The organism is Luteococcus japonicus, from assembly GCF_003752415.1.
In the GTDB taxonomy this organism is placed as follows: domain Bacteria; phylum Actinomycetota; class Actinomycetes; order Propionibacteriales; family Propionibacteriaceae; genus Luteococcus; species Luteococcus japonicus.
Genome location: NZ_RKHG01000001.1, coordinates 780,485 through 805,364 on the forward strand (window position 1 = coordinate 780,485; position 24,880 = coordinate 805,364).

Here is a 24,880-nt window from a genome sequence, read left to right on the forward strand (position 1 = left end):
CCTCACAGAGGGCCCTTGTCGCAGAGGGTGAGGCCCCGTCCAGCTACTGGCTGGACGGGGCCTCTTGCGTCCCCTCGACGAGCTCGGGGAACGAGTGTCAGGTCAGGCGAGGGCCTCGGGGCCGCCCCCCAGCAGCCTCACGAAGGCGGCCTCGTCGAGGATGGGGCGGCCGAGCTCCTCGGCCTTGGCGGCCTTGGAACCGGCATTCTCCCCCACCACCACGTAGTCGGTCTTCTTGCTGACGCTGCCGGAGGCCTTGCCGCCGCGGCTGATGATGGCCTCCTTGACTCCGTCGCGCGTGAAGCCCTCCAGCCCGCCGGTCACGACGATCGTCAAGCCATCCAGGGTGCGCTCGATGGACTCGTCGCGCTCGTCGGCCATCCGCACACCGGCAGCAGCCCACCGCTCGACGATCTGCAGGTGCCAGTCGACGGTGAACCACTCGACGACGGCCTCGGCAATCACCATGCCGACGCCCTCGGTGTCCGCCAATTCCTCCACCGTCGCGGCCCTGATCGCGTCCAGGGATCCGAAACGGGTGGCCAGCGCGCGGGCGGCCGTGGGCCCGACGTGCCGGATGGAAAGCGCCACCAGGACGCGCCACAGCGGTTGCTGCTTGGCCTTGTCCAGGTTGTCCAAGAGCTTGCGCCCATTGGCATTCAGCACCCGGCCGTCGACCACCCCGGGCGCCGGAACAGCCTCGGGGTTCTCCTTCTCCTGCTTCTTGGCGGCCCGCGTGTAGAACTGCGTCCGCACCAGGTCCTCGGCGGTCAGCTCGAACAGTGTCGACTCGTCGGCGAGGATGCCCGAAGCCAGCAACGCATCGGCCCCCTGGAAGCCCAGCGCCTCGATGTCAAAGCCGGAACGCGAGGCCAGACTGAACAGCCGCTCGCGCAGCTGGCTCGGGCAAGTGCGGGAATTGGGGCACCGGATGTCCTTGTCCCCCTCCTTCTCCGGACGCAGCTCGGTGCCGCACGAGGGGCAATGGGTGGGCATCACGAACTCGGTCTCGGTGCCGTCGCGCAGCTCCACCACTGGCCCCAGGATCTCCGGGATCACGTCGCCGGCCTTGCGCAGCACGATCGTGTCGCCGATCAGCACGCCCTTGCGCTTGACGTCGAAGCCATTGTGCAGGGTGGCCATCGCCACGGTCGAGCCGGCCACCTTCACCGGCTGCATGACGCCGAAGGGGGTGACCCGGCCGGTGCGCCCGACATTGACCTGGATGTCCAGCAGCTTGGTGTTGACCTCTTCCGGCGGGTACTTGTAGGCAATTGCCCAGCGTGGGGCCCGCGAGGTGGTACCCAACTGGCGCTGGCGCGCGATCTCGTCCACCTTGATCACGATGCCGTCGATCTCATGGCTCACGTCATGCCGGTGCTCCCCGTAGTGGGCGACGAAGTCCAGCACCTCGGCAGGCGTCTGGAGCACCCTGTAGTAGGGAGATGTTGGCAGGCCCCATGCCGTGAGCCGTTCGTACGCCTCGCTCTGCCGGGCGATGTCGAAGCCGGACCGTGCCCCGATGCCATGCACCAGCATGTCCAGCGGACGGTTGGCAGTGACCGACGGATCCTTCTGCCGCAGCGACCCCGCCGCCGCATTGCGCGGGTTCGCGAAGGGCGCCTTGCCCGCCTCCACCAGCGACGCGTTCAACTCCGCGAAGGCCGCGACGGGGAAGAAGACCTCGCCCCGCACCTCCACCAGCTCCGGGACGCCGTCCCCGGTCAGCGTCCTGGGGATGGAGGCAATGGTCATCACATTGCCGGTGACGTCCTCCCCCACCCGGCCGTCACCGCGAGTGGCGGCACGCACCAGGCGGCCCTTCTCATAGGTGAGGTTGATGGCCAGCCCGTCGATCTTCAGCTCACACAGGTACTTGCTGCCAGCCGCCCCGACGGACTTCTCCGTGCGGGCCAGCCACTCGGTCAGCTCCTCGGTGGAGAAGACATTGTCCAGGCTGAGCAGCCGTTCGGCATGGGTGACGGGCGCGAAGTCCGTCATCCGCTGGGCCGCGCCGACCTTCTGGGTGGGTGAGTCCGGTGTACGCAGCTCCGGGAAGTCCTCCTCCAGCTGCTGCAGCTCGCGCATCCACAGGTCGTACTCGGCATCGGAGACGGTGGGCGCGTCGGCGCCGTAGTAGGCCTCCTGCGCGTCGGTGATCCGCTCGGCCAGGTCATGCCAGCGGTGTCGTTCATCGCTGCTGGCATCCGGGGCGGCCTCCACCTGGGCCGCGGCCTGCTGGATGGCGGCATCGTCGGGCTCGTCGGGCATCACGTCGTGGTTCACGGGGAACATCCTGCCGCAGCCCACCGACATATTTCGCCTGGCCTCGGCTGACGCAGGACGGAGGCGGGGGGAGGAAATTCGGCACCAGGGGCTTGATTTGTGACATTTTTCACGATTGAGTGCAGCGAACGCCCGGCCCGAACACAAACGCCCGACCCGAACACACAGGAGTGCTCCCGTGGACGACTTCCTCACCACCCTGGATGGCATCATCTGGGGCCCCTTCCTGCTCATCCCCCTGCTTCTCGCTACGGGCATCGTGCTCACCGTGCGCCTACGGGGCGTGCAGTTCACCAAGCTCGCACCCGCCCTGTCCCTTGCCCTGCTGCGGCGCAGCGACGCCGACCACGAGGACGGTGACGTCTCGCATTACCAGGCCCTCGCCACGGCCCTGGCCGCTACGGTGGGCGTCGGCAACATCGCGGGCGTCGCCACCGCCATCCACCTGGGTGGGCCCGGCGCCCTGTTCTGGATGTGGTTCTCCGCCATCTTCGGCATGGCGGCGAAGTACTCCGAGGCCTTCATGGGCGTGCGCTTCCGCAGCAAGGACGCCAAGGGTGAGGTCTCCGGTGGCCCGCAGTACTACCTGCAGCGCGCCATCCCCGGCGGACTGGGCAAGTTCCTGGCCCTCTTCTTTGCCATCGCCGCCGTCGTGGCCAGCTTCGGCATCGGCAACATGACCCAGTCCAACTCCGTTGCAGCCGCCATGCACGACACCTTCGGCGTCAGCCCGACGATCGTCGGCGTCGTGCTCGCACTGATGACCGCACTTGTGCTCCTCGGTGGCATCAAGTCGATCTCCAAGGTGACCAGCGCCTTCGTCCCCCTGATGATCATCTTCTACGTGGCAGCCGGCTTCGTGGTGCTGGCCATCAACTTCCGCGGCATCCTCCCGGCCCTGCAGCTGGTCTTCACCGACGCCTTCACCGGCACCGCAGCGGCCGGTGGCTTCGCGGGCGCCGCCATGGCACAGGCGATCCAGTTCGGCATCGCCCGTGGCGTCTTCTCCAATGAGTCCGGCATGGGCTCGGCCGCCATCGTCGCCGCCGCCGCCAAGACCAAGCACCCGGTCCGCCAGGGCCTGGTCTCCATGACCCAGACCTTCATCGACACCATCATTGTCGTGTCCATGACCGGCCTGGTGATCCTCACCACTGGCGTGTGGACCTCCGGCAAGACCGGCGCCGCCCTGACCGCACAGGGCTTCAGCACGGGCCTGCCCGGCACCGCCGGCGGCATCATCGTCGCACTGGCCCTGATCTTCTTCGCCTACTCGACGGTGCTCGGCTGGGCCTACTACGGCGAGCGCAATGTGGAGCGGCTGGTGGGCATCAAGGGCGTGCTGCCCTACCGCCTCATCTTCAGCGCCATCGTCTTCGTCGGCGCCACGACCGAGCTGTCGACGGTGTGGACCTTCTCCGACATCGCCAACGGCCTGATGGCCCTGCCGAACCTGGTGGGCCTGCTGATCTGCTCCGGCCTGATCGCCCGTGAGACGAGGGCCTATCTGGCCGCGGACCCGACACTGCACCACGAGCCCGAGGTGTCCACCCTCAAAGGCACGGAGGCGCTCCACCAGGTTCGGTGACCTCGACAGGCCCGGCCACCGTCGGAGATTGTTCGACGATCGCAAGCCTGGGTCCAAGAGTGAGCGCGTCCTGCACCGACTGTGGTGCAGGACGCGCTCATTGCGTGTGCAGGTGGGGTCAGTCGAAGATCGGGCCCACGGTGCGGGTGCGCTTCAGCTCGTAGAAGCCGTCATACTCGGTGACCAGGGCGAAACCGTCGAACAGGCGGCCGGCCTGCTCCCCCTTGGGAGCCGGGCTGATCACGGGTCCGAACAGAGCCTTGCCGTTGATGTGGATCACCGGGGTGCCCACCTCGTCGCCGACGGGATCCATGCCCTCGTGGTGGCTCGTGCGCAGGGCGACATCCAGCTCGTCGGGCTCGTCGCCCGGCTTCCACGCGTCGGCCTTGTCGGCGATTGCCTCGTCCAGGCCCAGCTCGGCCAGGGCGGCGCGCACCGTCTCGATGGTCTTGGGCTCCTTGCCCAGGTGATAGCGGGTGCCCAGCGCGGTGTAGAACTCGCGGAGCTGCTCGCTGCCGTACTGCTGCTCCACCAGGAGGGCGGCGCGCACACCGACCCAGCCCTCGCGCATGTGCTCCACGTACTCCTCCGGCAGGTCACGCCCGTCATTGAGCACCGAGAGGCTCATCACGTGGAAGGTGGTGTTCACGTCGCGCACCTTCTCCACCTCCAACATCCAGCGAGAGGTCATCCATGCCCATGGACACAGGGGATCGAACCAGAAGTCAACACTCGTCATCATGCGTCCAGCGTATGTGCACCACCCCCGCAGACAACATCAATCACGGGTTGCGGCCACACGCCGGTATAGGCTCGACAGGTCCGAGCGATCCCCCATCTCGCCGCAGAAAGGCATCTAGATGACGCCCGCAAACATCACCCGCGCCAGTGCCCAGGAGCGGTCCCGCATCATCACCGCGGAGCACTACCTGGTCACCGTCGACCTGTCCGGCCTCAATCTGGAGGGCGAGCCGCTGGCTGACCCGGACACCTTCCTGTCCACCAGTGAGATCACCTTCACCTCCACCGGCGGCACCTCCCACGTCGACCTTATTGCCGACGAAGTGCTCGAGGCCTGGATCGACGACGAGCACGAGGTGGACACGTCAGCCTTCGCAGACGGCAAGCTCCCCTTCACCACCGAGGCCGGCCAGCACAAGATGGTGATCGTCGCCCTGTGCCGCTACTCCCACACCGGAGAGGGTCTGCACCGCTTCGTCGACCCGGCGGACGGCAAGGTCTACCTGTACAGCCAGTTCGAGTCCGCCGACGCCCGGCGGATGTACGCCAACTTCGAACAGCCGGACCAGAAGGCCACCTTCCAGCTGAACGTGATCGCCCCCAAGCACTGGCAGGTGGTCACCAATGCACTGGCCGTCGAACCACAGGAGGGCGCCAATGGCCTGGGCATCTGGGAGTTCGAGCCCACGCTGCGGATGAGCACCTACATCACGGCGCTGGTGGCCGGCGAGTACCACCGCGTCGAGCACACCATCACGTCGAAGGCCGGCGAGATCCCCGCCTCCGTGATGTGTCGGCAGTCCATGAAGGAATACCTGGACGACGAGCGCATCATGCACACCACGCAGCGCGGCTTCGACGTCTACGAGGAGTGCTTCGGCTACCTGTACCCCTTCGGCAGCTATGACCAGATCTTCGTGCCCGAGTTCAATGCCGGCGCCATGGAGAATGCCGGCTGCGTGACCTTCCGCGACGAGTACCTCTTCCGTTCCCGCGTCGGGCAGGAGATGTACGAGGCTCGTGACAACACGATCCTGCACGAGCTGGCCCACATGTGGTTCGGTGACCTGGTCACCATGACCTGGTGGGACGACCTGTGGCTCAACGAGTCCTTCGCCGAGTGGGCAAGCCACTTCAGCCTGGCCAAGATCCATCAGGCCGACGGCGGCTCCGACCCGTGGGTCGGCTTCTGCAGTGGACGCAAGGCGTGGGCCTACCGCCAGGACCAGCTGCCCACCACGCACCCGATCGCCGCCGACATGGTGGACCTGGTGGCGGTGGAGCAGAACTTCGACGGCATCACCTACGCCAAGGGCGCCTCGGTGCTGAAGCAGTTGGTCGCCTTCGTCGGCGAGGGCCCCTTCCTCGATGGCGTGAAGGCCTACTTCACCGAGCACGCCTTCGGCAACACCCAGCTGTCCGACCTGCTCGGTGCGCTGGAGAAGAGCTCCGGACGTGACCTGTCCAAGTTCTCCCAGCAGTGGCTGGAGACCACCGGACCCAACACCCTGCGGGCAGACTTCGACCTCGACGAGACCGGCCGCTTCACCCGCTTCGACGTCGTGCAGTCCGCCGATCCCCAGCACCCGACCCTGCGCACCCATCGGATGGCGATCGCCATCTTCGCCTTCGACGACGACGTGCTGCGCTGCACCCACGAGCTGGAGGTGGACGTCGATGGCGAAAGGACCCCTATCGAGGCCCTCAACGGCGTCGAGCGGGGTGACCTGGTGCTGCTGAACCACCGCGACCTGACCTACGCCAAGGTCCGGCTGGACGAGCGCTCGCTGGCCACCCTGACCGGCCACATCCACCAGATCGAGGACCCGCTGGCCCGCGCCGTCTGTTGGGCAGCCACCTGGGACATGTGCCGCGACGCGGAGATGCCCGCCGAGGACTATGTCGCCCTGGTGCTGGCCGGCATCGGTTCCGAGACCGATCCGCAGGCCGTCGCCACCCTGCGCGCCCAAGCCACCACCGCCGGGCTGGCCTACGTGTCCGATGCCCGGCGCGATGCCAGCCGCGGCCGCCTGACCGCCGGATTCGCGGGTCTGCTCAAGGCGGCCAAGCCGGGCAGCGACCACCAGCTGAGCTTCGCCAATGGCATCGTCTCCGTGGCTCGCTCCGCCGCCGCCGCCGAGCTGCTGAAGGCATGGCTTGACGGGCAGGAGGTTCCCGAGGGCCTGGAGATCGATGCCGACATGCGCTGGCGGATCCTGTGTGCGCTGGCCGAGATGGGCGCGGTGGACACGGCGACGATCGACGGCGAAGCAGCCAAGGACAAGACCATCTCTGGCAGCGAATGGGCCGCCGCCGCCCGCGCCTCGCTGGCCACCGCGGCGGCCAAGGCCGAGGCCTGGCGACTGGCCACCGAGGACCCCGAGGTCCCCAATGCCACGCAGCAGAAGATCTGCCGTGCCTTCTGGTCCGAGACCCAGGCCGAGCTCTTGGCCCCCTACGCCGAGCGTTACCTGGACCTGTGCCGCACGATCAGCGCCGCCGAAGGCATCTGGGCCACCCGTGGCCACGCTGCCAGCCAGAACGCCCTGCTCTACCTCTTCCCCTCCGTCCCGGTGGCCGACGAGGCCTTCCTGGGCAGGGTGGACGCCCTGGTGGCCGACGAGAAGACCTCCGCCGGGGTCCGACGCGTGCTGCTGGAGCAGGCCGATGCCGCCCGTCGCGCCCTGCGCTGCCAGACCGCCGCATTCTGAGGTCCGTGCGATGCGGCTGACCCGACGGCGGCTGGCCTGGCCGGCCGCCGTCGGGCTGCTGGCGGGGTGCGCCGCTCCTGGCCAGGATGCCGTCGCCCCGACGCCGAGTGCCCCGTCGAGCGCGTCCACGCTCCGCTCCCCGTCGAGCGCTCCGTTGGTGACACTGGCCGTGCGCGATGGCAGCACCCGTACCGTGACCACGAAGGAGTCGCTGCTGGGGCTGGACGCGCGGGAGTCCGACGTCGTGCGCACCGAGGGAGGCGCTGTGGTCGTCCGGGATGGCGCCGGTCACTTCCTGTTGCTGGTCGGTGCCCCGACGGTGCGCCTGGGCCCGGCCTCGCCGGTGACCGGCCAGTGGGTCACCGACCGCGGCCGGCTGCGAGCGGTCGCCGTGGACGGCAAGGCCTTGAACTCCGCGGCACCCGTGCGGATCACGGCGCCGGTGGGACGTCGGCTGGTGTCGTCGGTGGACCGGGAGACGTGGCAGGGCAAGCCGCGGTGGACCATCACCCCCTCGGAACTGGGACGGGAGGCACCCCTTATCCTCTTGCAGATCGAGGGTTGGGCCCAGGCCCGCGAACTCGGCGCCATCCCGGAGTCGACTTCCCTGCGAAACCAGTTTGTCTGCCACCCCGCGAGTCTGGTGGCCCGGTCAAAGCCCAGCTGGAACATCGAGGCCGCGCGGAATGCCTCGAACCTGTGGGACACGATGGCCGCCGGCTGCAATCCCTGACACGCGGGGGCCTGGGACCCAAAACTGGGAGCCCAGTGGAGGCTCAATCAGGCTTGAACGATCCAATCACCCCGACTTCCTCTCAGTTTTGCGGCAACCCCGGGGAGCAGAGCAGCGCAGCCCCATCTGGAGATCCGGGCCAGCTCCGGGCCGGGCGATGTGACTCTGACCGACGCCTGACCGCTCGGATCTCCCACGGCCAGAATTGCCAGGCCCAGCTCGTGAACCCAAGGCTCTGGGCAACCAACCCTGCGAGCGTTGCGGCTCAAGCACCAAACTGGGTCCCGGACAAGCGGGCTCCCCGCGGGAACTGGCGCCGGGAGCGCCCCGAATGCGCAACTCTCGCAGGGTTGACCGAACGGTAGGCCCTTCAGGCAGCCTTCCGAGCGGCGTCGCGGGCCACGTCCAGGCAGCGAACCAAGGCCTGGATGATGGCCGGGTGGTCACCCAGCGGGGCCGACACCGCATCCGCCCCCGCCTCCACGAGCCGGTCCTGGAAGAATCCGGGAGCCAACAGGTAGCTGGCCACGCCCACCGCTCCCCCTCGTCGCCGGGCAGCCTCCAGTTCGTCGGGAAGATGCCGCGGAGTCGCCAGTTCCACCCGGACGCCCAGTTCCTGCCAGTGCTGGGCCAGGTCCGCGGCCATACGACGGGCCTGAGCCCGGCTGTGCGCGTGGGTGGATCCGGCCCACCCGATGATGGTCGTGGGCCATGGTCCGCCCGCCTCCTCCACGCGGGAGGCCAAGGCCTGCAGGACGAGGTCCTCGTCGAGGTCCGCCCCCAGGTGCGGCGTCACGCTGACATGGCTGGCCCGGCTGGCGGCCTGCGGGATGTCGACGCGGACATGGTGCCCCTCCCCCAGGAAGGCGGGAACGATGAGGTCACCGTCGCCGACGACGTCGGCCAGCCGCGGCCCGCAGACATCCACCCAGGCCAGGCGGACCGGCTCGGCCAGCCGCCAGGACAGCGCTTCGCGGATCCGCTCCACGCAGGCCCGGCCGGTGACCGAGTGAGTGCCGTGGGCGGCAAGGATGATGCTCATCGGGACCCCTCGACAAGCTCGGGAACCGAGGTGGTGTCCGGAGCCGAGGAGCCGGAGCCAGCAGCCCTCGCATCGGCGCGATGCCGACGAATCCCCAGGACGACCGAAGCGGCCCACAATGCCAGCAACACCAGGGTGATCGGGTGGCGCGCCGTCTGCGGCACGTCGAAGCTGGAGAAGACGTGTCCCAGGTTGGTGACGACGATGGCGCCGCCCACCAGCCCGCCCATGATCTGCGCAGGGATCCGGCTGACCAGCCACGCCGCCAACGGCGCCGCCACCAGGCCGCCGGCCAGCAGCACCAGGACATAGCTGAGCCGCACCCCCGCGCTGCCCAGGCTGAGCACGAAGCCCAGGGAGGCAGCCACGGAGACAAGGAACTCCGAAGTGTCCACCGAGCCGATCACCGTGCGCGGCGCAGTCCGCCCCGCACTGACCAAGGCGGTGGTGGAGATGGGCCCCCATCCACCACCACCCGTCGCATCCACGAAACCGCCAACCAGGCCCAAGGGCGCCAGGAAACGCGACCCGTGTGGGGACACGCGGGCCTCGGAGACGTGGGTGCGGCGAAAGGTGAAGCGCCCCAGGATGAACACGCCGAGCCCCACCAGCAGCAGCGCCATCACGGGACGAGCCGCCTCGGTGGACAGGTGGGACAGCACCGTGGCTCCGGCAAAGGAACCGATGGCCCCGGGGATCCCCAGACGAAGCACCAACCACCAGTCCACATTGCGCAGCTTCATGTGCGCGGCACCGGAGGCGACATTGGTGCCCAGCTCGGCCAGGTGGACCGAGGCGCTGGCCACGGCGGGCGACAGCCCACCGGCCAGCAGCACCGACGTCGAGGTGATGCCGTAGCCCATGCCGAGCGAGCCGTCGATCAACTGAGCGACGAGCCCGGCCAGGGCGAGGAAGATGAGTTGCTTCATCGGGACAATCCCTACTGTGAAGAGGTTCCTGGGTCAGATGGCCCAGTTGAAGGCGGACTGGGGATGCACGATGCCCGGGGTCGCGGGATCGTTCACCATGCCGGCGGCCAGTGTGAGCCCCTGCTGCGCGTCGACCAGGAGGAAGGCGCCACCGGGCCGCGAGGTCTGGTAGCTCTCCGCCATCACGGGCGAGGCCAGCTTGAGCCGCACCCGGCCGATGTCGTTGAGTTCCAGGTGCTCCACCGGTTCGGGAGTCATCGTGTTGAGGTCCAGACGGCCCTCCAGGTCCCGGACGATGGCCTGCACGGTACGGGTGGAGTGCTTGAGCAGCACCCGCTGGCCGATCCGCAAGGGAGTGTCCGCCAGCCAGCTGACCATGGCATCCACCTCGGTCACCGGTTCCGGGGCGGCATCCGCTGCGGCGATCAGTTCCCCGCGGGTGATGTCGATCTCGTCGGCCAACCGTAGGTTCACCGACTCCCCTGCCCTTGCCTCGGTGCGGCTGGACTCCTTGCCGGGAGCCGGGGCGATGTCGATCCCCACGATTCTGGTGCGGCGCCCGCTGGGCAGCACCACCACCTCGTCGCCAACCCGCGCCGTGCCCTGGGCGATCTGCCCGGCGTAGCCGCGGTACTCGACGAATTCCGGGCTGACGGCACCCTGCTGGGGGCGCAGCACGTACTGCACGCCGAAACGCAGCGGCAGTTCGTCGCGGCCGGACCCCTCTGACGGGATCGCCTGGGGCTCGATGGTCACCAGCAGCTCGAGCAGGCTGGGGCCGTCGTACCAGGGGGTGCGGGAGCTCCGGTCCACGACATTGTCGCCGTCCAGGGCGCTGACCGGGATGGTGGTCAGGCCCTCGACGCCCAGCTCCTTGCCGACCTGCTGGATGTCCGCGGCGACCTCGTCGTAGCGGTCCTGGCTGAAGTCCACCAGGTCCAGCTTGTTGACGGCCACCACGACGTGCGGCACGCGCAGCAGGGCCGCGACGGCGAGGTGGCGCCGGGTCTGTTCCAGCACGCCGCGGCGCACGTCCACCAGCAGCACCAGCACGTCGGCCGTGGAGGCGCCCGTGACGGTGTTGCGGGTGTACTGCACGTGTCCGGGGCAGTCTGCCAGGATGAAGGTGCGCTCGGCGGTGGCGAAGTAGCGGTAGGCGACGTCGATGGTGATGCCCTGCTCGCGTTCGGCGCGCAGGCCGTCGGTGAGCAGCGCGAGGTCCGTGCCGGTCAGGCCGCGCTCCTTGCTGACCCGCTCCACGGCGTCGAGCTGGTCGGCGAGGATGGACTTGGAGTCATAGAGCAGCCGCCCCACCAGGGTGGACTTGCCGTCGTCGACGCTGCCGGCCGTGGCCAGCCGAAGCAGGGTGGCGTTCTCGGTGATCTGGCTGCTCATCAGAAGTAGCCCTCCTTCTTGCGGTCTTCCATGGCGGCTTCGGAGATGCGGTCGTCGGCGCGGGTCGCGCCCCGCTCGGTGAGGGTGGTGGCGGCAACCTCCACCACGACGTCGGAGACGTCGGTGGCGTCGGACTCCACGGCGCCGGTGCAGGACATGTCACCGACGGTGCGGTAACGCACCTGCTTGGTGATGACCTGCTCCTCCTCGCGCGGCTGGGAGACGGGCCCCACGGCCAGCCACATCCCGTCGCGGGCGAAGACCTCGCGTTCGTGGGCGTAGTACAGGCTGGGCAGCTCGATCTGTTCGCGCTCGATGTAGCGCCACACGTCCAGCTCGGTCCAGTTGCTCAGCGGGAAGACCCGCACGTGTTCGCCGGGGCGGTGCCGGGCGTTGTACAGGTTCCACAGCTCGGGGCGCTGGTTGCGGGGGTCCCACTGGCCGAACTCGTCGCGCAGGCTGACGATGCGCTCCTTGGCCCGCGCCTTCTCCTCGTCGCGACGTCCACCGCCGTAGACGGCGTCGAAGCGGTTCTCGGCTATGCCGTCCAGCAGGGGCATCGTCTGCAGCGGGTTGCGGGTGCCGTCCCGGCGCTCGGTGAGGCGGCCGTCGTCGATGTAGTCCTGCACGGACTTGACCACCAGCCGCAGGCCCAGGCGCTCGACGGTCCGGTCCCGGAAGTCGATCACCTCCGGGAAGTTGTGGCCGGTGTCCACGTGCATCACCGGGAACGGAATGGGTCCCGGCCAGAAGGCCTTGGCGGCCAGGTGCAGCATGACCACGGAGTCCTTGCCGCCGCTGAACAGCAGCACGGGACGCTCCAGTTCCGCCGTGGTCTCCCGGAAGATGTGGATGGCCTCGGACTCGAGGGCATCGAGATGGTTGAAGGTGCTCACAGGTGGATCCCGCATTCTGTCTTGGCGAGGCCGGCCCAGCGGCCGGCTCGGGGGTCTTCTCCGGGGGCGACGCGACGCGTGCAGGGGGCGCAGCCGATCGACGGGTAGCCGTCGGCCAGCAGGGGGTTGACCGGCACGCCGTGGGTGGTGGCGAAGTCCAGCACGTCGTCGAAGCTCCAGGCGGCGATCGGGTTGAGCTTCACCATCTGGTGGGTCTGGTCCCATTCGACGAGCTGGGCATTGGCGCGCAGCGCATTGTCCTCGCGGCGGATCCCGGTGACCCATGCCTCATAGCCGCGCAGTGCCCGGGCCAGCGGCTCCACCTTGCGGATCCCGCAGCAGGCCCCCGGGTCACGGTCGTGCAGCTTGGCGCCGTACTGGGCGTCCTGCTCGGCGACGGTGATCCGCGGCAGCACCTCGACGATGTTCACCGGCCAGGTGCGAGCCAGCTCGTCGCGTGTCTGCAGGGTCTCCGGGAAGTGGTAGCCGGTCTCGAGGAAGAGCACGTCGACCCCGGGGACGCTCTGGCTGACCAGCGCGGGCAGGATGGTGTCGGCGGCCATCGAGCAGGCGACGGCCAGTTCGGTGCCGAACTCCTCGGCGGCCCACCCGAGCAGCTCCTCTGCGGGTGCATCGACGAAGCGCTGCTGTGCCTGCTCGACGAGCTGTTGCAGCTCGGCGCTGGAGCGCCGTTCCCGACGCTCCCTGACCACCGGGGTGGCGGGCTCGGGCGTGTCCCCGAGGTCGATCTCCACTCCGGACAGGACATGGCTGAACAGGCTCATCGCAGGGCCTCCTCGTCTGCTCGGTGCGCCCACTCGGCAAAGGTCTCGTCGCCCTGGTGGCCGTCGAGGTAGCTGCGCGTGACGCGTTCCACGTAGTCGGGCAGGTCATCGGCAGTGATCTTCAGTCCACGTACGGTGCGCCCCAGACCGGCCTCGTCGCGCTCCTGGCTGGCCAGGCCGCCGCCCAGGTGCACCTGGAAGGCGAAGTCGTCGCCGGCCAACTGGCCCTTGAGCCCGATGTCGGCAATCTGGATCCGGGCGCACGAATTGGGGCAGCCGTTGATGTTGAGGCTGATCGGCCGCGGCAGCTCCACGTCGTCCAGCCGCTGCTCCAGGTCCGTGATGGTGCGCGCGGCCAGGCCCTTGGTCTCGACGAAGGCCAGCTTGCAGTACTCGATGCCGGTGCAGGCCATCGTGGCGCGGCGGAAGGGCGACGGCTTGGCGGTCAGGCCGAGCTCCTCCATCCCGGCGACGAGCTCTTCCACCTTGCCCGGGTCCACGTCCAGGACCAGCAACTTCTGGTGTGGGGTGAAGCTGATCCGGCCGGACCCGGCGGCCTCCGCCAGGGCCGCGACGCCGGTCAGGATGGTGCCGGACAGCCGGCCCACCGTCGGGGCGAAGCCGACGTACTTGCGGCCGTCCTTCTGGTCCCCGACGCCGACGTGGTCGGCACTCCCCACGGCCTTGGCCGGGGCGGGGCCGTCGGGCAGTTCACGGCCCAAGTACTCCTCCTGCAGCACCTGGCGGAACTTCTCGGGACCCCACTCGGCGAGCAGGAACTTCAGGCGCGCCTTGGTGCGCAGCTTGCGGTAGCCGTAGTCGCGGAAGATGCCGCAGACGCCGGCCCACACCTCGACGGCCTCCTCCGCGCGGACGAAGACGCCCAGGCGCTCGGCGAGGCGGGGCGTGGTGGACAGCGCGCCGCCGACCCACAGGTCGTAGCCCGGCCCGAACTCGGGGTGCTCGACGCCGACGAAGGAGATGTCGTTGATCTCGTGCACCACGTCCAAGCTTGGGTGCCCGGTGATCGCAGTCTTGAACTTGCGGGGCAGGTTGGCGAACTGCTCGTCGCCGATCCACCGCTCGCTGATGGCGCGGGCGGTGGGCGTCGGGTCGATGATCTCGTCGGCGCTGATCCCGGCGACGGGGCTCATCAGGAAGCCACGCGGGGTGTCGCCGCAGGCCTCGGTGGTGGACAGGCCCACCGACTCCAGCCGACGCCAGATCTCCGGAACGTCCTCGATGGCGATCCAGTGGTACTGGACGTTCTGTCGGTCCGAGATGTCGGCGGTGTCGCGGGCGAAGTCGGTGCCGATGCTGCCTAGCACGCGCACCTGGTCGAGGTTGAGCTGCTGGCCGTCGATCCGGATGCGCATCATGAAGTACTTGTCGGACAGCTGTCCGGCGTCCAGCTTGCTGGTGCTGCGAGCGTCGATGCCGGGCTTGCGCTGGGTGTAGATGCCCAGCCAGCGGAAGCGGCCGTGCAGGTCGTCCTCGGGGACGGAGTCGATGCCCTGCTGGGAGTATACGTCGATGATCCGCTGGCGCACGGCCAGCGGGTTCTCCTCGGCCTTGAACTCCTCGTTGTGGTTCAGCGGGGTCTTGCCGTCCACGGCCCACTGGCCCTTGGACTGGCCCTCGCGGGGCGGACGGACGCGGCTGGGGGCCGCCTGGATGTTGTTCACGGGAGCTCACCTCTACAAAGGGGTGGCACGCAACGCACCAGGACGCGGACCTGCGTCTGGGAGTGGGTCAGAAAGATGTCCCGGGCGTCACGCGCCCGGACGAAGTGCCCAGTTCTGGGCAGGGGTCAGACGCGGATCAGGACATCTGACACATGCTGCCGTTGATGCGCAGCAAATCCACGTGGCGACGGGCCACGAGGTAGAGCGCAACGGTCTTCTGCATGCCGTGAATTCAAGCACACGGCCTCGCGAATCCCAAGCCCGTCTCGAATTCTGGGAGTCCACCCCACGAGACGTGACATGCAAAAGCCCCGGACATCGTTGTCCGGGGCCTGTGCGGAAGGTCGTGTGGAGATGCGCCGGGTTCAGACTCCGCGGAGTGCTGCGGTGGCGCCACCACGAGGCTCGTCATGTGCGCTCGTCGCGGACTCCACGGCGCGCTGCGGACGGGCGGTCCCGATGCTCTCGGCCGGCTCGGGATCGTACATTCCAGCGGCGGTGGAACTCGCGTGCAGTTCCTTGCGTCGCGAGGTTCCGACGATCAGACCGGTGATCACCAGGCCGATCAGCAGCGGGGCTCCCAAGGTGAGCAGCAGCATGTGACCGGTGCTGACGGGCGTGTACTCGGGCCATCCGGGAAAGGTGGACTCCAGTGCGTGGAGGAAGGGGAGCGCGCTCATGCGCCTGATACTAGCGGGTGCCTGCCGGATCCGGCAGGAGACGTTCCATGATCTCCGGTCACCGGTGACAGGGTTGCTTGATATGTTCGTCACCCGAGGGCCGCGGTGCCCCGGACGGAGAATTCCTGTGACTGACACCACCCTGATCCCGACGGCGGGCACGGCACCCGTCGAGGCACGGACCATCCTCTCCGAGGAGGAGATCCAGCGGACCCTGACCCGGATGACACACCAGGTCCTGGAGCTCTCCCACGGAGCACAGGGCCTCGTGCTGCTGGGAATCCCGACCCGCGGCGTACCCCTGGCGCACAGGCTGGCGCGGTCCATCGCAGAGGCCGAGGGCCTGGAGGTCCCCGTGGGTGTGCTGGACATCACCATGTACCGCGACGACCTGCGTCGCCACCCCACCCGAGCGGCCGGGCGCAGCCAGATTCCGGCACCCCTCGAAGGACGCACCGTGCTGCTGGTGGACGACGTGCTCTTCTCCGGACGCACCGTGCTCGCCGCCCTTGACGCCTTGAAGGACATCGGCCGCCCGGGCCGCGTCATGCTCGCCACCCTGGTGGACCGCGGGCACCGGGAGCTGCCCGTGCAGGCCGACGTCGTCGGTCTTCGGATCGGCACCGCCCGCGACGAGCACGTCATCGTCCACCTGGCCGAGGTCGACGGCGAGGACAAGGTCACCATCCAGCGCATCCCCGAGGAGAACCGATGAAGCACCTGCTGGCAGCCAGTGACCTGGACCGCCCCCAGACCCTGGGCATCCTGGACCTGGCGGAACAGATGCACGACATCCAGGGCCGCGAGGTCAAGAAGATCCCCGCACTGCGCGGCCGCACCATCGTCAACCTCTTCTTCGAGGACTCCACCCGCACCCGGACCTCCTTCGAGATCGCCGGCAAGTGGATGAGCGCGGACACCATCAATGTCTCGGCCAAGGGTTCGAGCGTCAGCAAGGGCGAGTCCATGAAGGACACCCTGCTCACCCTGGACTCCATGGGCGTCGACTGCTTCGTCATCCGCCACGCCGGGTCGGGCACCGTGCAGCAGGCGGCCAACTGGGTGCGCGCCAGCATCGTCAATGCCGGCGACGGTGCCCACGAGCACCCCACCCAGGCGCTGCTGGACAGCTACTCGATGCGCCAGCACTGGCGCACCCTCGACGGCGGTCCGGTCAATGACTTCGAAGGACGCACGGTGGCCATCACCGGCGACCTGCTCCACTCGCGGGTCGTGCGCAGCAATGTCAGTCTGCTCACCACGCTGGGCGCCAAGGTCCTGCTCTGCGCTCCCCCGACGCTGATGCCCACCGGTGCCGCCACCTGGCCCGTCGAGCTCGTCGACAGCTTCGACGAGGCACTGGCCCGCGCGGACATCGCCATGATGCTTCGCGTGCAGCGGGAGCGGATGAGTTCCGGCTTCTTCCCCAGTGAGCGGGAGTACATCGATGGCTGGGGGCTGACCGCCAGCCGACTGCGGGCGCTGAAGCCCGGCGTCGGCATCATGCACCCCGGCCCGATGAACCGTGGCCTGGAGATCTCCAGCGAGGCAGCCGACAGCGTCGGATCGCTGGTCCTCAACCAGGTCTCGGCGGGCGTCGCGGTACGCATGAGCGTCCTCTACCACCTGCTGGGCGGCCAGCAGGACAACTCCACCCAGGAAGGTGCCACGGCATGAGCGAGCAGGCCAACCACTACGTCATCACCGGAGCACGGCTCGCCGACGGCACCACCACGGACCTCTTCGTCCGCGACGACGTGCTGGTCGACGAGGCGCCCTCAGGCGCCGAGCGGATCGCCGCCGACGGGCTGCTGGCGTTGCCCGGTCTGGTGGACATCCACACCCACCTGCGCGAGCCGGGCCGAGAGGATGCCGAGACCGTCAGGACCGGCACCGAGGCCGCGGCCCGCGGTGGCTTCACCGCGGTCTTCGCGATGGCCAACACCCAGCCCGTCACCGACGACGCGGAGAAGGCCGAGTGGATCAAGCTGCTGGGCGAACGCGACGGTTCCTGCTACGTGCAGCCCATCGGCGCCGTCACCAAGAAGCTGGCCGGCAAGGAACTCTCGGAGATGGGCCTGATGGCCAAGAGCTCCGCCCAGGTACGGGTCTTCTCGGACGACGGCATGTGTGTGATGGACCCGCTGCTGATGCGCCGCGCGCTGGAGTGGGTCCGTCCCTTCGGCGGTGTGATCGCCCAGCACTCGCAGGACTCGTCGCTGGCCGGGCCGGGTGCCTGCTGCCACGAGAGCGAGATCAGTGGCCGTCTGGGACTCGGCGGCTGGCCCGCACAGGCCGAGAGCATCATCATCGCCCGCGACGTGCAGCTGGCGGAGCTGACCCGTTCCCGGCTGCACGTCTGTCACATCTCCACCGCGGAGGGCGTCGACGTGGTGCGCTGGGCCAAGAAGCGCGGCATCAATGTCACCGCCGAGGTCACCCCGCACCACCTGCTGCTCGGCACCCGTGAGGTGGAGGGCTATGACACGACCTTCAAGGTCAATCCCCCGCTGCGCACCGACGAGCACATCGAGGCAGTCCGGGAGGCCCTGGCCGACGGCACCATCGACGTCGTGGGCACCGACCACGCACCCCACGCCCCGCAGGACAAGGACCACGCCTTCGTCGATGCCCGCCCCGGCATGCTCGGGCTGGAGCAGGCGCTGGCCGTGGTGATGGAGACCATGGTCAACACCGGCCGAATGGACTGGTCCACCCTGGTGGATCGGATGAGCACCACTCCCGCCCGGATCGGCAACCTCGCGGGCCGTCAGGGTGTGGCGCTGGCTCCGGGCGCACCGGCCAACATCGTGCTGGTCGACCCGTCGGCACGCGCCTCGGTGGACCGGGAGGCATCGCGCTCGCGCAGCCGCAACAACCCCTACCATGGCCGCGAGCTGCCAGACCCCGTCGTGGCCACCTTCTGGGAGGGTCGCCGCACCTTCCAGCGCTGATCACCGTGACCCCTTCCGCCCGGCATACTCGCTGCCGGACGGAAAGGGGTCGGGCATGATCTTCTTCCTGGTGGGCGTGTGCTTCGTGGCCGTGATGCTGCTGGTCGCGCTCGTGGAGCAACGCGGAAATGAGGTGGGCGGCACCGTCATCAGCCGCCACGACGAGCTCTTCGGCCAGCCCCTGGGCGCCCTGCCCGGACCGGAGGGTGCCCCACGCGCCTCGCGACAGCAGCCGACGTGGACGCCCCGGTCGCCGTCCGCTTCGAACCCCCGGCGGGGGTACTGCCCGAACAGGTGGGGTGCTCACCACTGGGCACACCCAGAACAGCCACGTCGCCGCCGCCTTCATCCAGCTGGCGGTTGACGGCTACCTGCACCTGGGCCGTGTGGAGCGCCAGCATGGCAGGCTCCGCAAACGCACCCACCAGGAGTGGATGGTCACGGCGCTGCGACGTGCCGACCCCACGCTGACTCCCTTCCGTGCCGGACTGCTGACCGCCGTGACGAAGGTGGGACGGCCCGCCACCCTCAATGAACTCAAGCCGCATCTGGCCAGGGTGGTGCCGGACCTGCGCAAGGAACTGCGCGCCCATCCTGACCATGACCTGTGGTTCCCCCACATGTGTGAGGGCATCGTCCCCTTCGGCAAGTGCCTCACCACACCCGGAGCCAAGCAGCGCTCGGCGGTGGGAAGCACCCTGCGCTACCAGTGCGCGGGCTTCCGACACTTCCTGGCGGTGGCCGACGGCAGCCGGCTCCGTTTCGAGGAAGGCGCCGGCATCTTCAGCCGTTTCCTCCCCTGGGCCGTCGCCCTGGGCGTGACGGACAAATGGGTGAGAGCGCTTCGCCTCGCGTCCCACGACCTCGACGCGGATGTCACGGCCCACTGGTGCCATGACCTGGCCTGGTACGGGGACTTCTCGACGCTCGACCTGTAGGCCCTCGACGGGATGGGTGGCGGGCCGGGTGACGGGCTGGCGGACTTCTTCACGTCGCTGGGCGAGGCCATGGCTGACCTGGCCGAGGCAATCAATGACCTGGCCAGTGACCTCGGTGACGTCGGGGACTCCGGAGGTGGCGACGGCGGAGGCGACGGGGGTGGCGGAGGCGGCTGATCCGTCTCGACGCGCCGGGTGAGCCAGACAGCGGCGAACATAGTCCTCCCGGTCCGCACCCTCGATCTGGGGCCCGGTGGCCTCCAGCAGGCCGAGGGACACCTATTGCGCGGCATCGACCGTCGCCATCTCGGCGGCCTCCAGACCATCGAGAGTGGGGGCAATGCTGCTGGTCAGGCGGCAGCTGAAGACCTCCTGATGCTGCACCACCCGCACGCCCGCACAGGAGAACTCGACCGTCTCGTCGAGCACCGGACCGTGCAGCTCCTCAGGGGACAGGCGGACACCGGTCTCCTCGAAGAGTTCCCGCGAGGCGGCCCGGCAGGCGTCCTCATCACCCTCGACGGCGCCCCCGATGCTGAACCAGTAGGGCTGTTCCGGGCGATGGGGGCTCGTGCCCGTGCATCAGCAGGGCGCGGCCCTGCTCGTCGAACGGGATGACTCGTCCGGTCCATCGTTCCCAGGGGCAGGCAGCACCGGGCGAGCCCATCGCGACGCTCGAAGCCATCCGCTGGGCCGTCGCTGGACCACCGGGCGTCCCCCACGCGCGAGTCCTGTGGTGGGCACAGACCGACGTGCCGTCAGGGTTTCGGGGAGGATGACAGGAGATTGCGTGAGCGCAGACGAGACCATTGGGCCACCACTGATCCCCGGCCTGCAGTACAAGGGTCTGCTGGGTAGCGGAGGGTTCGCGCACGTCTACCGCTATGAGCAGACCGCGCGTCCAGGCACTGAAGGGCACCATCACCACAGACGGCAAGATCAAGGGCACCGTCGAGGCGGAGGGCGCCTGCATCATGCCCGACGGCAAGATCTACCAGGGCACCGACACCCTGAACGACAACCCGGTCACGGGCAACTCCGTCGACTACGAGATCCCGATGTACGACGCGGATGGCGTCGACCTCTCCAAGGTCAAGTGCTACACGTCCGCCTGATCCCCGAACAAGTCCCCGGCCGCATCACCCTGCGGCCGGCGACTTCTTTCGTCCGGGGATCTGATCGACGGGAATTCTCCTGCGGCTGCCAGCGTTGTATCCTGCCGGAGCAAGTATTCGGCCAATGAGTGAGGAGGGACGGCGATGGGCATCTTCTGGACCCGTCCCACCATCGACCATGGACGTCGGCAGACCACGGGCTGTCCGGACGAGCAGGTCTCGTTCCGCACACATCCCGAAAGGTCTCGTCTTGTCCACCTCCTCCCCTGCGGCTGACGCTCACGCGCGCCGTTCCATCCCCTTCTGGGCCAAGGTCTTCATCGGCCTGGCCGTCGGCATCCTGCTGGGCTACCTGGCCCGCACCTACGAGCTCACCTGGCTCACCGAGCTGCTCGTCACGGTCGGCACCATCTTCGTCAGTCTGCTGAAGGCCGTCGTCGTGCCGCTGGTGCTCTTCGCCCTGGTGGTCTCCATCTCCAACCTGCGGCAGGTCAACAATGCCGCCAAGCTGGCCATCAACACGCTGGTCTGGTTCGGCATCACCGCGGCCATCAGCGTCGCGATCGGCATCACCATCGGCCTGCTCACCAATCCCGGTTCGCATGCCTCCATCGACACCTCGACGGCGCATGCCGTCGCCACCCAGGGCAGCTGGCTGGACTTCCTGAAATCCCTGGTGCCCGGCAACATCCTCGGCCTGCAGGTCGACTCCTCGCTGGAAGGTGAGGGCGCGGACCTGGCCGTCAGCAGTGCCCTGAGCTTCAACGTGCTGCAGGTGGTTGTCATCGGCATCGCGCTGGGCGCCGCGGCCCTGGCCGTCGGTGAGCAGGTCGCCGCACCCTTCGTGGACTTCGCCAAGGCCGGCCTGGAGATCTTCCAGAAGCTGACCTGGTGGATCATCCTGCTGGCACCCATCGGCTCGGCCGGACTGATCGGCAAGGCCGTGGCCAACTACGGCTGGGACCTGGTGGCTCCGCTGGGCATCTTCACCCTCGACGTCTACCTCGGCTGCGCCCTGGTGATGTTCGTGATGTACCCGGCGCTGCTGGCGATGCACGGCCTGAGCCCCATCCGCTTCTTCAAGGGCGCGGGACAGGCCATCCAGCTGGCCTTCGTCTCGCGTTCGTCGGTGGGCACCCTGCCCGTCACCCAGCAGAATGTGATCGAGCGGCTGGGCGTGCCGCGTGAGTACGCCTCCTTCGCGGTCCCGATCGGCGCCACCACCAAGATGGACGGCTGCGCCTCGGTCTACCCGGCGCTGGCGGCGATCACCGTCGCCCAGCTCTTCGGTGTCCACCTGGGTGTGGGTGACTACCTGCTGATCGCCTTCGTCTCCGTGGTGGGTTCCGCAGCGACGGCGGGCCTGACCGGTGCCATCGTGATGCTCACCCTGACGCTGTCCACCCTTGGTCTGCCGCTGGAGGGCGTGGGCTTGCTGCTGGCCATCGACCCGATCCTGGACATGATGCGCACCGCCACCAATGTCGCGGGCCAGGCCGCCATCCCGGCGATCGTCGCCAAGCGTCACGGCATCCTTGACGAGGACGTGTACAACGGGGTCGTGAGCAGCTCCGACGCAGCCCTCCCGGTGCGGGAGCCTGCCACTGCGTGAGGCACACACGAAAGGGTCCCCGGAGCAATGCTCCGGGGACCTTTGCCGTGGCGGCATCACCCCATGACGGGGGTGCTCATCACCCTTCAGACGTCGCGACGTCCGTCGTTGTTGAGGTCCCGGTCCAGCTTGCCGTCACGCAGGTCGTTGTGCAGGTTGTCCCCGCGCAGCTGCTCGTCACGGACGTTGTTGGCGCGGACATGGTCGGTAGTGTTGGTGCGGCCCGGCTCGCGGTGCTCCACGTGAGCGGGACGCACGGTGGTGTGCTGCTCCGGCTTCTTCTTCAGACCGGCCAGGCCAGCCAGGCCGGCGAGCCCGAGCAGGCCCCACAGACCGGTACGGTCCTTCTTCTCCAGTGGGTCGGGGGCCCATCCGTGTCCCTACCGACTCCTCGACGCTAGGCCCAGGGCTGGGGCCAACACCAAGCCGATCCACTGTCAGCAAACGCGAAAACCCGGATTGACAAGCAATTACACCCACAGGGACGCACCCGAAGGGGCACTCCGCTCGGCGACTGAGGAAACCGCGAAGGCTGGCCCGGCTGACCTCAGGAGGCGACGACGGGGTCAACCTCCCGGAGTCGCGGCCCAGGCGACCTGCTGCGCCCAGGCGAGCACTGCAGGATCCACGACCGGGCGCATGAACTCGCTGACCACATTCGTGTCGGCGAGGATCATGGCAGGTTCACCTCACGAAGCCGCACATGCGTCGCTCCGGGACATTGCGGATCGTCAACGTGCTCATGCCCACCTCCTGACAGCAATGCCAGCAAGGGGTGGGCATGGCAGGCGGGCGTACTTCCCGCGGACCGTCGGCGTTCAGATGATCAGGGAGACCAACAGCACCGTGACCAGAGCCGTCACGGACAGGACGGTCTCCATCAGCGACCAGGTCTTGATGTTCTCCCCGACGCTGACGCCGAAGTACTCCTTGACCAGCCAGAAGCCGGCGTCGTTGACGTGGGAGAAGAAGACCGAGCCAGCGCCGATCGCGAGCACCAGCAGGGCTGCGTGGGTGCTGGTCATGCCGGCAGCGACGGGGGCCAGGATGCCGGCGGTGGTGATGGTTGCCACCGTGGCCGAGCCCGTTGCCAGGCGAATCATCACGGCCACCAGCCAGGCGAGCAGCAGCGGAGAGACGGCACTGCCGGAAGTCCAGTTGGCCAGCATGGTGCCGATGCCGGTGTCCACCAGCACCTGCTTGAAACCGCCACCGGCGCCGACGATCAACAGGATCCCCGCGATGGGCGGCAGGGAGTTGCCGATGGTGTCACTCATCTGCTGGCCGGTCATCCCCGACGCGCGTCCGAGGCTGAAGATGGCCAGCAGGTGGTCAGCAGCAGCGCCACCAGGGGCTCACCGATGAAGTCCAGGCTGTGCCGCACCGGGTTGCCGGTGTCCAAGAAGATGTCCGCGAAAGCCTTGCCCATCATGAGCACGACGGACAGCAGCACGGTGGCCAGCGTGATGCCAAAGCTCGGCTGACGAGGGGCGATGCCCGAGTGACCCTGCTCGTCGCCATTGGCGCTGACGAACAGCGCCGGAGCGCCGACCGGCACCCACTTGGCGGCGAGGGTGGAGAAGAGCGGACCAGCTACGGCCAGCGTCGGGATGGCCACCACCACACCAAGACCCAGGGTGATGCCCAGGTCCGCCTTGACCAGGCCGATCGTGGCCAGCGGGCCGGGGTGCGGCGGCACCAGCGCGTGCATCACGGACAGGCCGGCCAGCGCGGGGATGCCCACCTTCATCAGCGGCAGCTCGGTGCGACGGGTGACCAGGATGATCACCGGGATGAGCAGCACCAGGCCGATCTCGAAGAACATCGGCAGGCCGATCAGACCACCAACCAGGGCCATCGCCCACGGGATCTGGGCCGGGCCGGGCTGGCCTTGCCGACGATGGTGTCGACCAGCTGGTCAGCACCGCCGGAATCGGCCAACCGGCGCCCGATGATGGCGCCCAGGGCGATCAGCACACCCACGCCGACGACGGTGGAACCGACGCCGGTGGTGAAACTCGTCGTGATGCCCTTCAGTGGCAGCCCGGCAAGGGCACCGACCAAAAGGGAACCGATGATCAGGCTGAGGAAGGGGTGCAGCTTGAACTTGGTGATCAGTAGCACGAGGACGGTGATGCCAACCAGGGCGGCGGCGATCAACTGGCCGCCGGGGGCGGTTTGGAGAAGGGTGAGCATCGTTGGTACTGCAGTGTCTGTGGCGAAGGTGTCGGGTGGTTCGGGGTCAGTTCTGGGGCTGGCCGAGGGCGGTCAGCGCGTCGGCGACGAGACTGTCGACGGGTGCGCAGAAGTCGAGGGTGACCCCGCGCTCGTCGGCCTGCAGCGATTCGAGGGTGGCGTACTGCGAATCGACCAGGCTGGCGGGCATGAAGTGCCCGGGGCGGCTGGCGACGCGACGGGCGGCCTCCGGCTTGGGTCCGGCCAGGTGCAGCATCACGACGTCGGGTGCCTGGCTGCGCAGGAGGTCTCGATGACTCCGCTTGAGCGCCGAGCAGGCCACCACTGCCCCATCCTGGTCGCGTTCCGCGAGCCAGCTGCTGATTCGTTCCAGCCAGGGCTTGCGGTCGTCGTCGTCCAGGGGGTGGCCGGCGGCCATCTTCGCGACGGCCTGTTCGGAGTGGAAGGCATCTCCGTCCCGGAAGGGCACGCCCAGGTGAGCGGCGACGGCCTCACCGATGGTGGTCTTGCCGCAACCGGCGACTCCCATCACCACGACCAGGGGCAATGCGTCAGTCATTGTCGTCTTCTTCCTCGAAGGCACGGACCTCGGTG

General features: G+C 68.4%; 22 protein-coding genes and 3 pseudogenes. 10 read left to right on the forward strand and 15 right to left on the reverse strand.

All coding sequences use genetic code 11. The features are described 5' to 3' along the window. Positions 1–102: 102 nt before the first annotated feature. A complete protein-coding gene (ligA, locus tag EDD41_RS03825) occupies positions 103–2,271 on the reverse strand; it encodes an NAD-dependent DNA ligase LigA (protein ID WP_094764022.1) in 2,169 nt (722 codons plus the stop codon). A 193-nt stretch (positions 2,272–2,464) separates the two neighbouring features. Between ligA and EDD41_RS03830 the strand changes: the two genes are divergently transcribed. Continuing rightward, the gene (locus EDD41_RS03830; protein ID WP_094764008.1) at positions 2,465–3,874 is read left to right on the forward strand and encodes an alanine/glycine:cation symporter family protein; all 1,410 of its coding nucleotides are present in this window, start codon (positions 2,465–2,467) and stop codon (positions 3,872–3,874) included. A 118-nt stretch (positions 3,875–3,992) separates the two neighbouring features. Here EDD41_RS03830 and EDD41_RS03835 read toward each other — a convergent pair whose 3' ends face one another. Beyond that, entirely contained in the window at positions 3,993–4,616 is a 624-nt protein-coding gene (locus tag EDD41_RS03835) for a mycothiol-dependent nitroreductase Rv2466c family protein (protein WP_211336578.1), read from the reverse strand. Between the two features lie 118 nt (positions 4,617–4,734). On the opposite strand from EDD41_RS03835, the gene pepN reads away from it, so the two are divergent. Both pepN and EDD41_RS03845 read left to right on the forward strand, forming a co-directional pair. Next, positions 4,735–7,326 (forward strand): aminopeptidase N, encoded by a 2,592-nt coding sequence (gene pepN / locus EDD41_RS03840; protein ID WP_123575014.1) that lies wholly within the window; start codon positions 4,735–4,737, stop codon positions 7,324–7,326. 10 nt (positions 7,327–7,336) lie between these two features. Next, a complete protein-coding gene (locus EDD41_RS03845) occupies positions 7,337–8,059 on the forward strand; it encodes a DUF2599 domain-containing protein (RefSeq protein ID WP_170165234.1) in 723 nt (240 codons plus the stop codon). A 370-nt stretch (positions 8,060–8,429) separates the two neighbouring features. Here EDD41_RS03845 and EDD41_RS03850 read toward each other — a convergent pair whose 3' ends face one another. From EDD41_RS03850 to EDD41_RS03880, 8 genes are all read right to left on the reverse strand, one after another. Then, on the reverse strand, positions 8,430–9,101 hold the full coding sequence (locus EDD41_RS03850) for a sirohydrochlorin chelatase (RefSeq protein WP_123575016.1): 672 nt from the start codon (positions 9,099–9,101) through the stop codon (positions 8,430–8,432). After that, positions 9,098–10,030, reverse strand: coding sequence for a sulfite exporter TauE/SafE family protein (locus EDD41_RS03855; RefSeq protein WP_123575017.1), 933 nt, complete (start codon positions 10,028–10,030; stop codon positions 9,098–9,100). Before EDD41_RS03855 ends, EDD41_RS03850 begins: the two co-directional genes overlap by 4 nt. Positions 10,031–10,063: 33 nt before the next feature. Beyond that, positions 10,064–11,425, reverse strand: coding sequence for a sulfate adenylyltransferase subunit 1 (locus EDD41_RS03860; protein WP_123575018.1), 1,362 nt, complete (start codon positions 11,423–11,425; stop codon positions 10,064–10,066). Beyond that, positions 11,425–12,336 (reverse strand): sulfate adenylyltransferase subunit CysD, encoded by a 912-nt coding sequence (cysD, locus tag EDD41_RS03865; protein WP_123575019.1) that lies wholly within the window; start codon positions 12,334–12,336, stop codon positions 11,425–11,427. Before cysD ends, EDD41_RS03860 begins: the two co-directional genes overlap by 1 nt. Next, a complete protein-coding gene (locus EDD41_RS03870; RefSeq protein WP_123575020.1) occupies positions 12,318–13,106 on the reverse strand; it encodes a phosphoadenylyl-sulfate reductase in 789 nt (262 codons plus the stop codon). The genes cysD and EDD41_RS03870 overlap by 19 nt, the downstream gene beginning before the upstream one ends. After that, positions 13,103–14,791, reverse strand: a complete 1,689-nt coding sequence (locus EDD41_RS03875) for a nitrite/sulfite reductase (protein WP_123575021.1) — start codon at positions 14,789–14,791, stop codon at positions 13,103–13,105. The genes EDD41_RS03870 and EDD41_RS03875 overlap by 4 nt, the downstream gene beginning before the upstream one ends. A gap of 136 nt (positions 14,792–14,927) precedes the next feature. Beyond that, positions 14,928–15,014, reverse strand: a complete 87-nt coding sequence (locus tag EDD41_RS18095) for a putative leader peptide (RefSeq protein ID WP_367618387.1) — start codon at positions 15,012–15,014, stop codon at positions 14,928–14,930. Between the two features lie 142 nt (positions 15,015–15,156). Further along, entirely contained in the window at positions 15,157–15,471 is a 315-nt protein-coding gene (locus tag EDD41_RS03880) for a hypothetical protein (RefSeq protein ID WP_123575022.1), read from the reverse strand. 127 nt (positions 15,472–15,598) lie between these two features. On the opposite strand from EDD41_RS03880, the gene pyrR reads away from it, so the two are divergent. The 5 genes from pyrR to EDD41_RS16750 all read left to right on the forward strand — a co-directional run bounded on the left by pyrR (position 15,599) and on the right by EDD41_RS16750 (position 19,540). Next, entirely contained in the window at positions 15,599–16,186 is a 588-nt protein-coding gene (gene pyrR / locus EDD41_RS03885; protein ID WP_256762726.1) for a bifunctional pyr operon transcriptional regulator/uracil phosphoribosyltransferase PyrR, read from the forward strand. After that, positions 16,183–17,148 carry an aspartate carbamoyltransferase catalytic subunit gene (locus tag EDD41_RS03890; RefSeq protein ID WP_123575023.1) on the forward strand — a complete coding sequence of 322 codons (966 nt, stop codon included), beginning with the start codon at positions 16,183–16,185 and terminating at the stop codon, positions 17,146–17,148. The genes pyrR and EDD41_RS03890 overlap by 4 nt, the downstream gene beginning before the upstream one ends. Next, the gene (locus EDD41_RS03895) at positions 17,145–18,425 is read left to right on the forward strand and encodes a dihydroorotase (RefSeq protein ID WP_123575024.1); all 1,281 of its coding nucleotides are present in this window, start codon (positions 17,145–17,147) and stop codon (positions 18,423–18,425) included. Before EDD41_RS03890 ends, EDD41_RS03895 begins: the two co-directional genes overlap by 4 nt. Positions 18,426–18,724: 299 nt before the next feature. After that, complete coding sequence (locus EDD41_RS03900; RefSeq protein WP_170165235.1) at positions 18,725–19,363, forward strand: DUF2207 family protein; 639 nt, start codon at positions 18,725–18,727, stop codon at positions 19,361–19,363. 12 nt (positions 19,364–19,375) lie between these two features. Further along, positions 19,376–19,540, forward strand: coding sequence for a hypothetical protein (locus EDD41_RS16750; RefSeq protein WP_170165157.1), 165 nt, complete (start codon positions 19,376–19,378; stop codon positions 19,538–19,540). A 102-nt stretch (positions 19,541–19,642) separates the two neighbouring features. On the opposite strand, the pseudogene EDD41_RS17755 reads toward EDD41_RS16750, so the two are convergent. Then, positions 19,643–19,909: pseudogene (locus EDD41_RS17755) on the reverse strand (NUDIX domain-containing protein); the annotation flags it as partial. 338 nt (positions 19,910–20,247) lie between these two features. Between EDD41_RS17755 and EDD41_RS03910 the strand changes: the two are divergent. Further along, entirely contained in the window at positions 20,248–20,478 is a 231-nt protein-coding gene (locus EDD41_RS03910; RefSeq protein ID WP_123575027.1) for a hypothetical protein, read from the forward strand. A 250-nt stretch (positions 20,479–20,728) separates the two neighbouring features. Continuing rightward, the gene (locus EDD41_RS03915) at positions 20,729–22,090 is read left to right on the forward strand and encodes a dicarboxylate/amino acid:cation symporter (RefSeq protein WP_245995528.1); all 1,362 of its coding nucleotides are present in this window, start codon (positions 20,729–20,731) and stop codon (positions 22,088–22,090) included. 86 nt (positions 22,091–22,176) lie between these two features. On the opposite strand, the gene EDD41_RS17385 is transcribed toward EDD41_RS03915, so the two are convergent. The 4 genes and pseudogenes from EDD41_RS17385 to EDD41_RS03925 form a co-directional block, all read right to left on the reverse strand. Next, the gene (locus EDD41_RS17385) at positions 22,177–22,347 is read right to left on the reverse strand and encodes a hypothetical protein (protein ID WP_245995529.1); all 171 of its coding nucleotides are present in this window, start codon (positions 22,345–22,347) and stop codon (positions 22,177–22,179) included. Between the two features lie 18 nt (positions 22,348–22,365). Next, positions 22,366–22,446, reverse strand: a pseudogene (locus EDD41_RS18100) (WGxxGxxG-CTERM domain-containing protein); the annotation flags it as partial. A gap of 462 nt (positions 22,447–22,908) precedes the next feature. Beyond that, positions 22,909–24,286, reverse strand: a pseudogene (locus EDD41_RS03920) (GntT/GntP/DsdX family permease). A gap of 46 nt (positions 24,287–24,332) precedes the next feature. Next, positions 24,333–24,845 (reverse strand): gluconokinase, encoded by a 513-nt coding sequence (locus EDD41_RS03925; protein WP_094763987.1) that lies wholly within the window; start codon positions 24,843–24,845, stop codon positions 24,333–24,335. Positions 24,846–24,880: the final 35 nt, after the last annotated feature.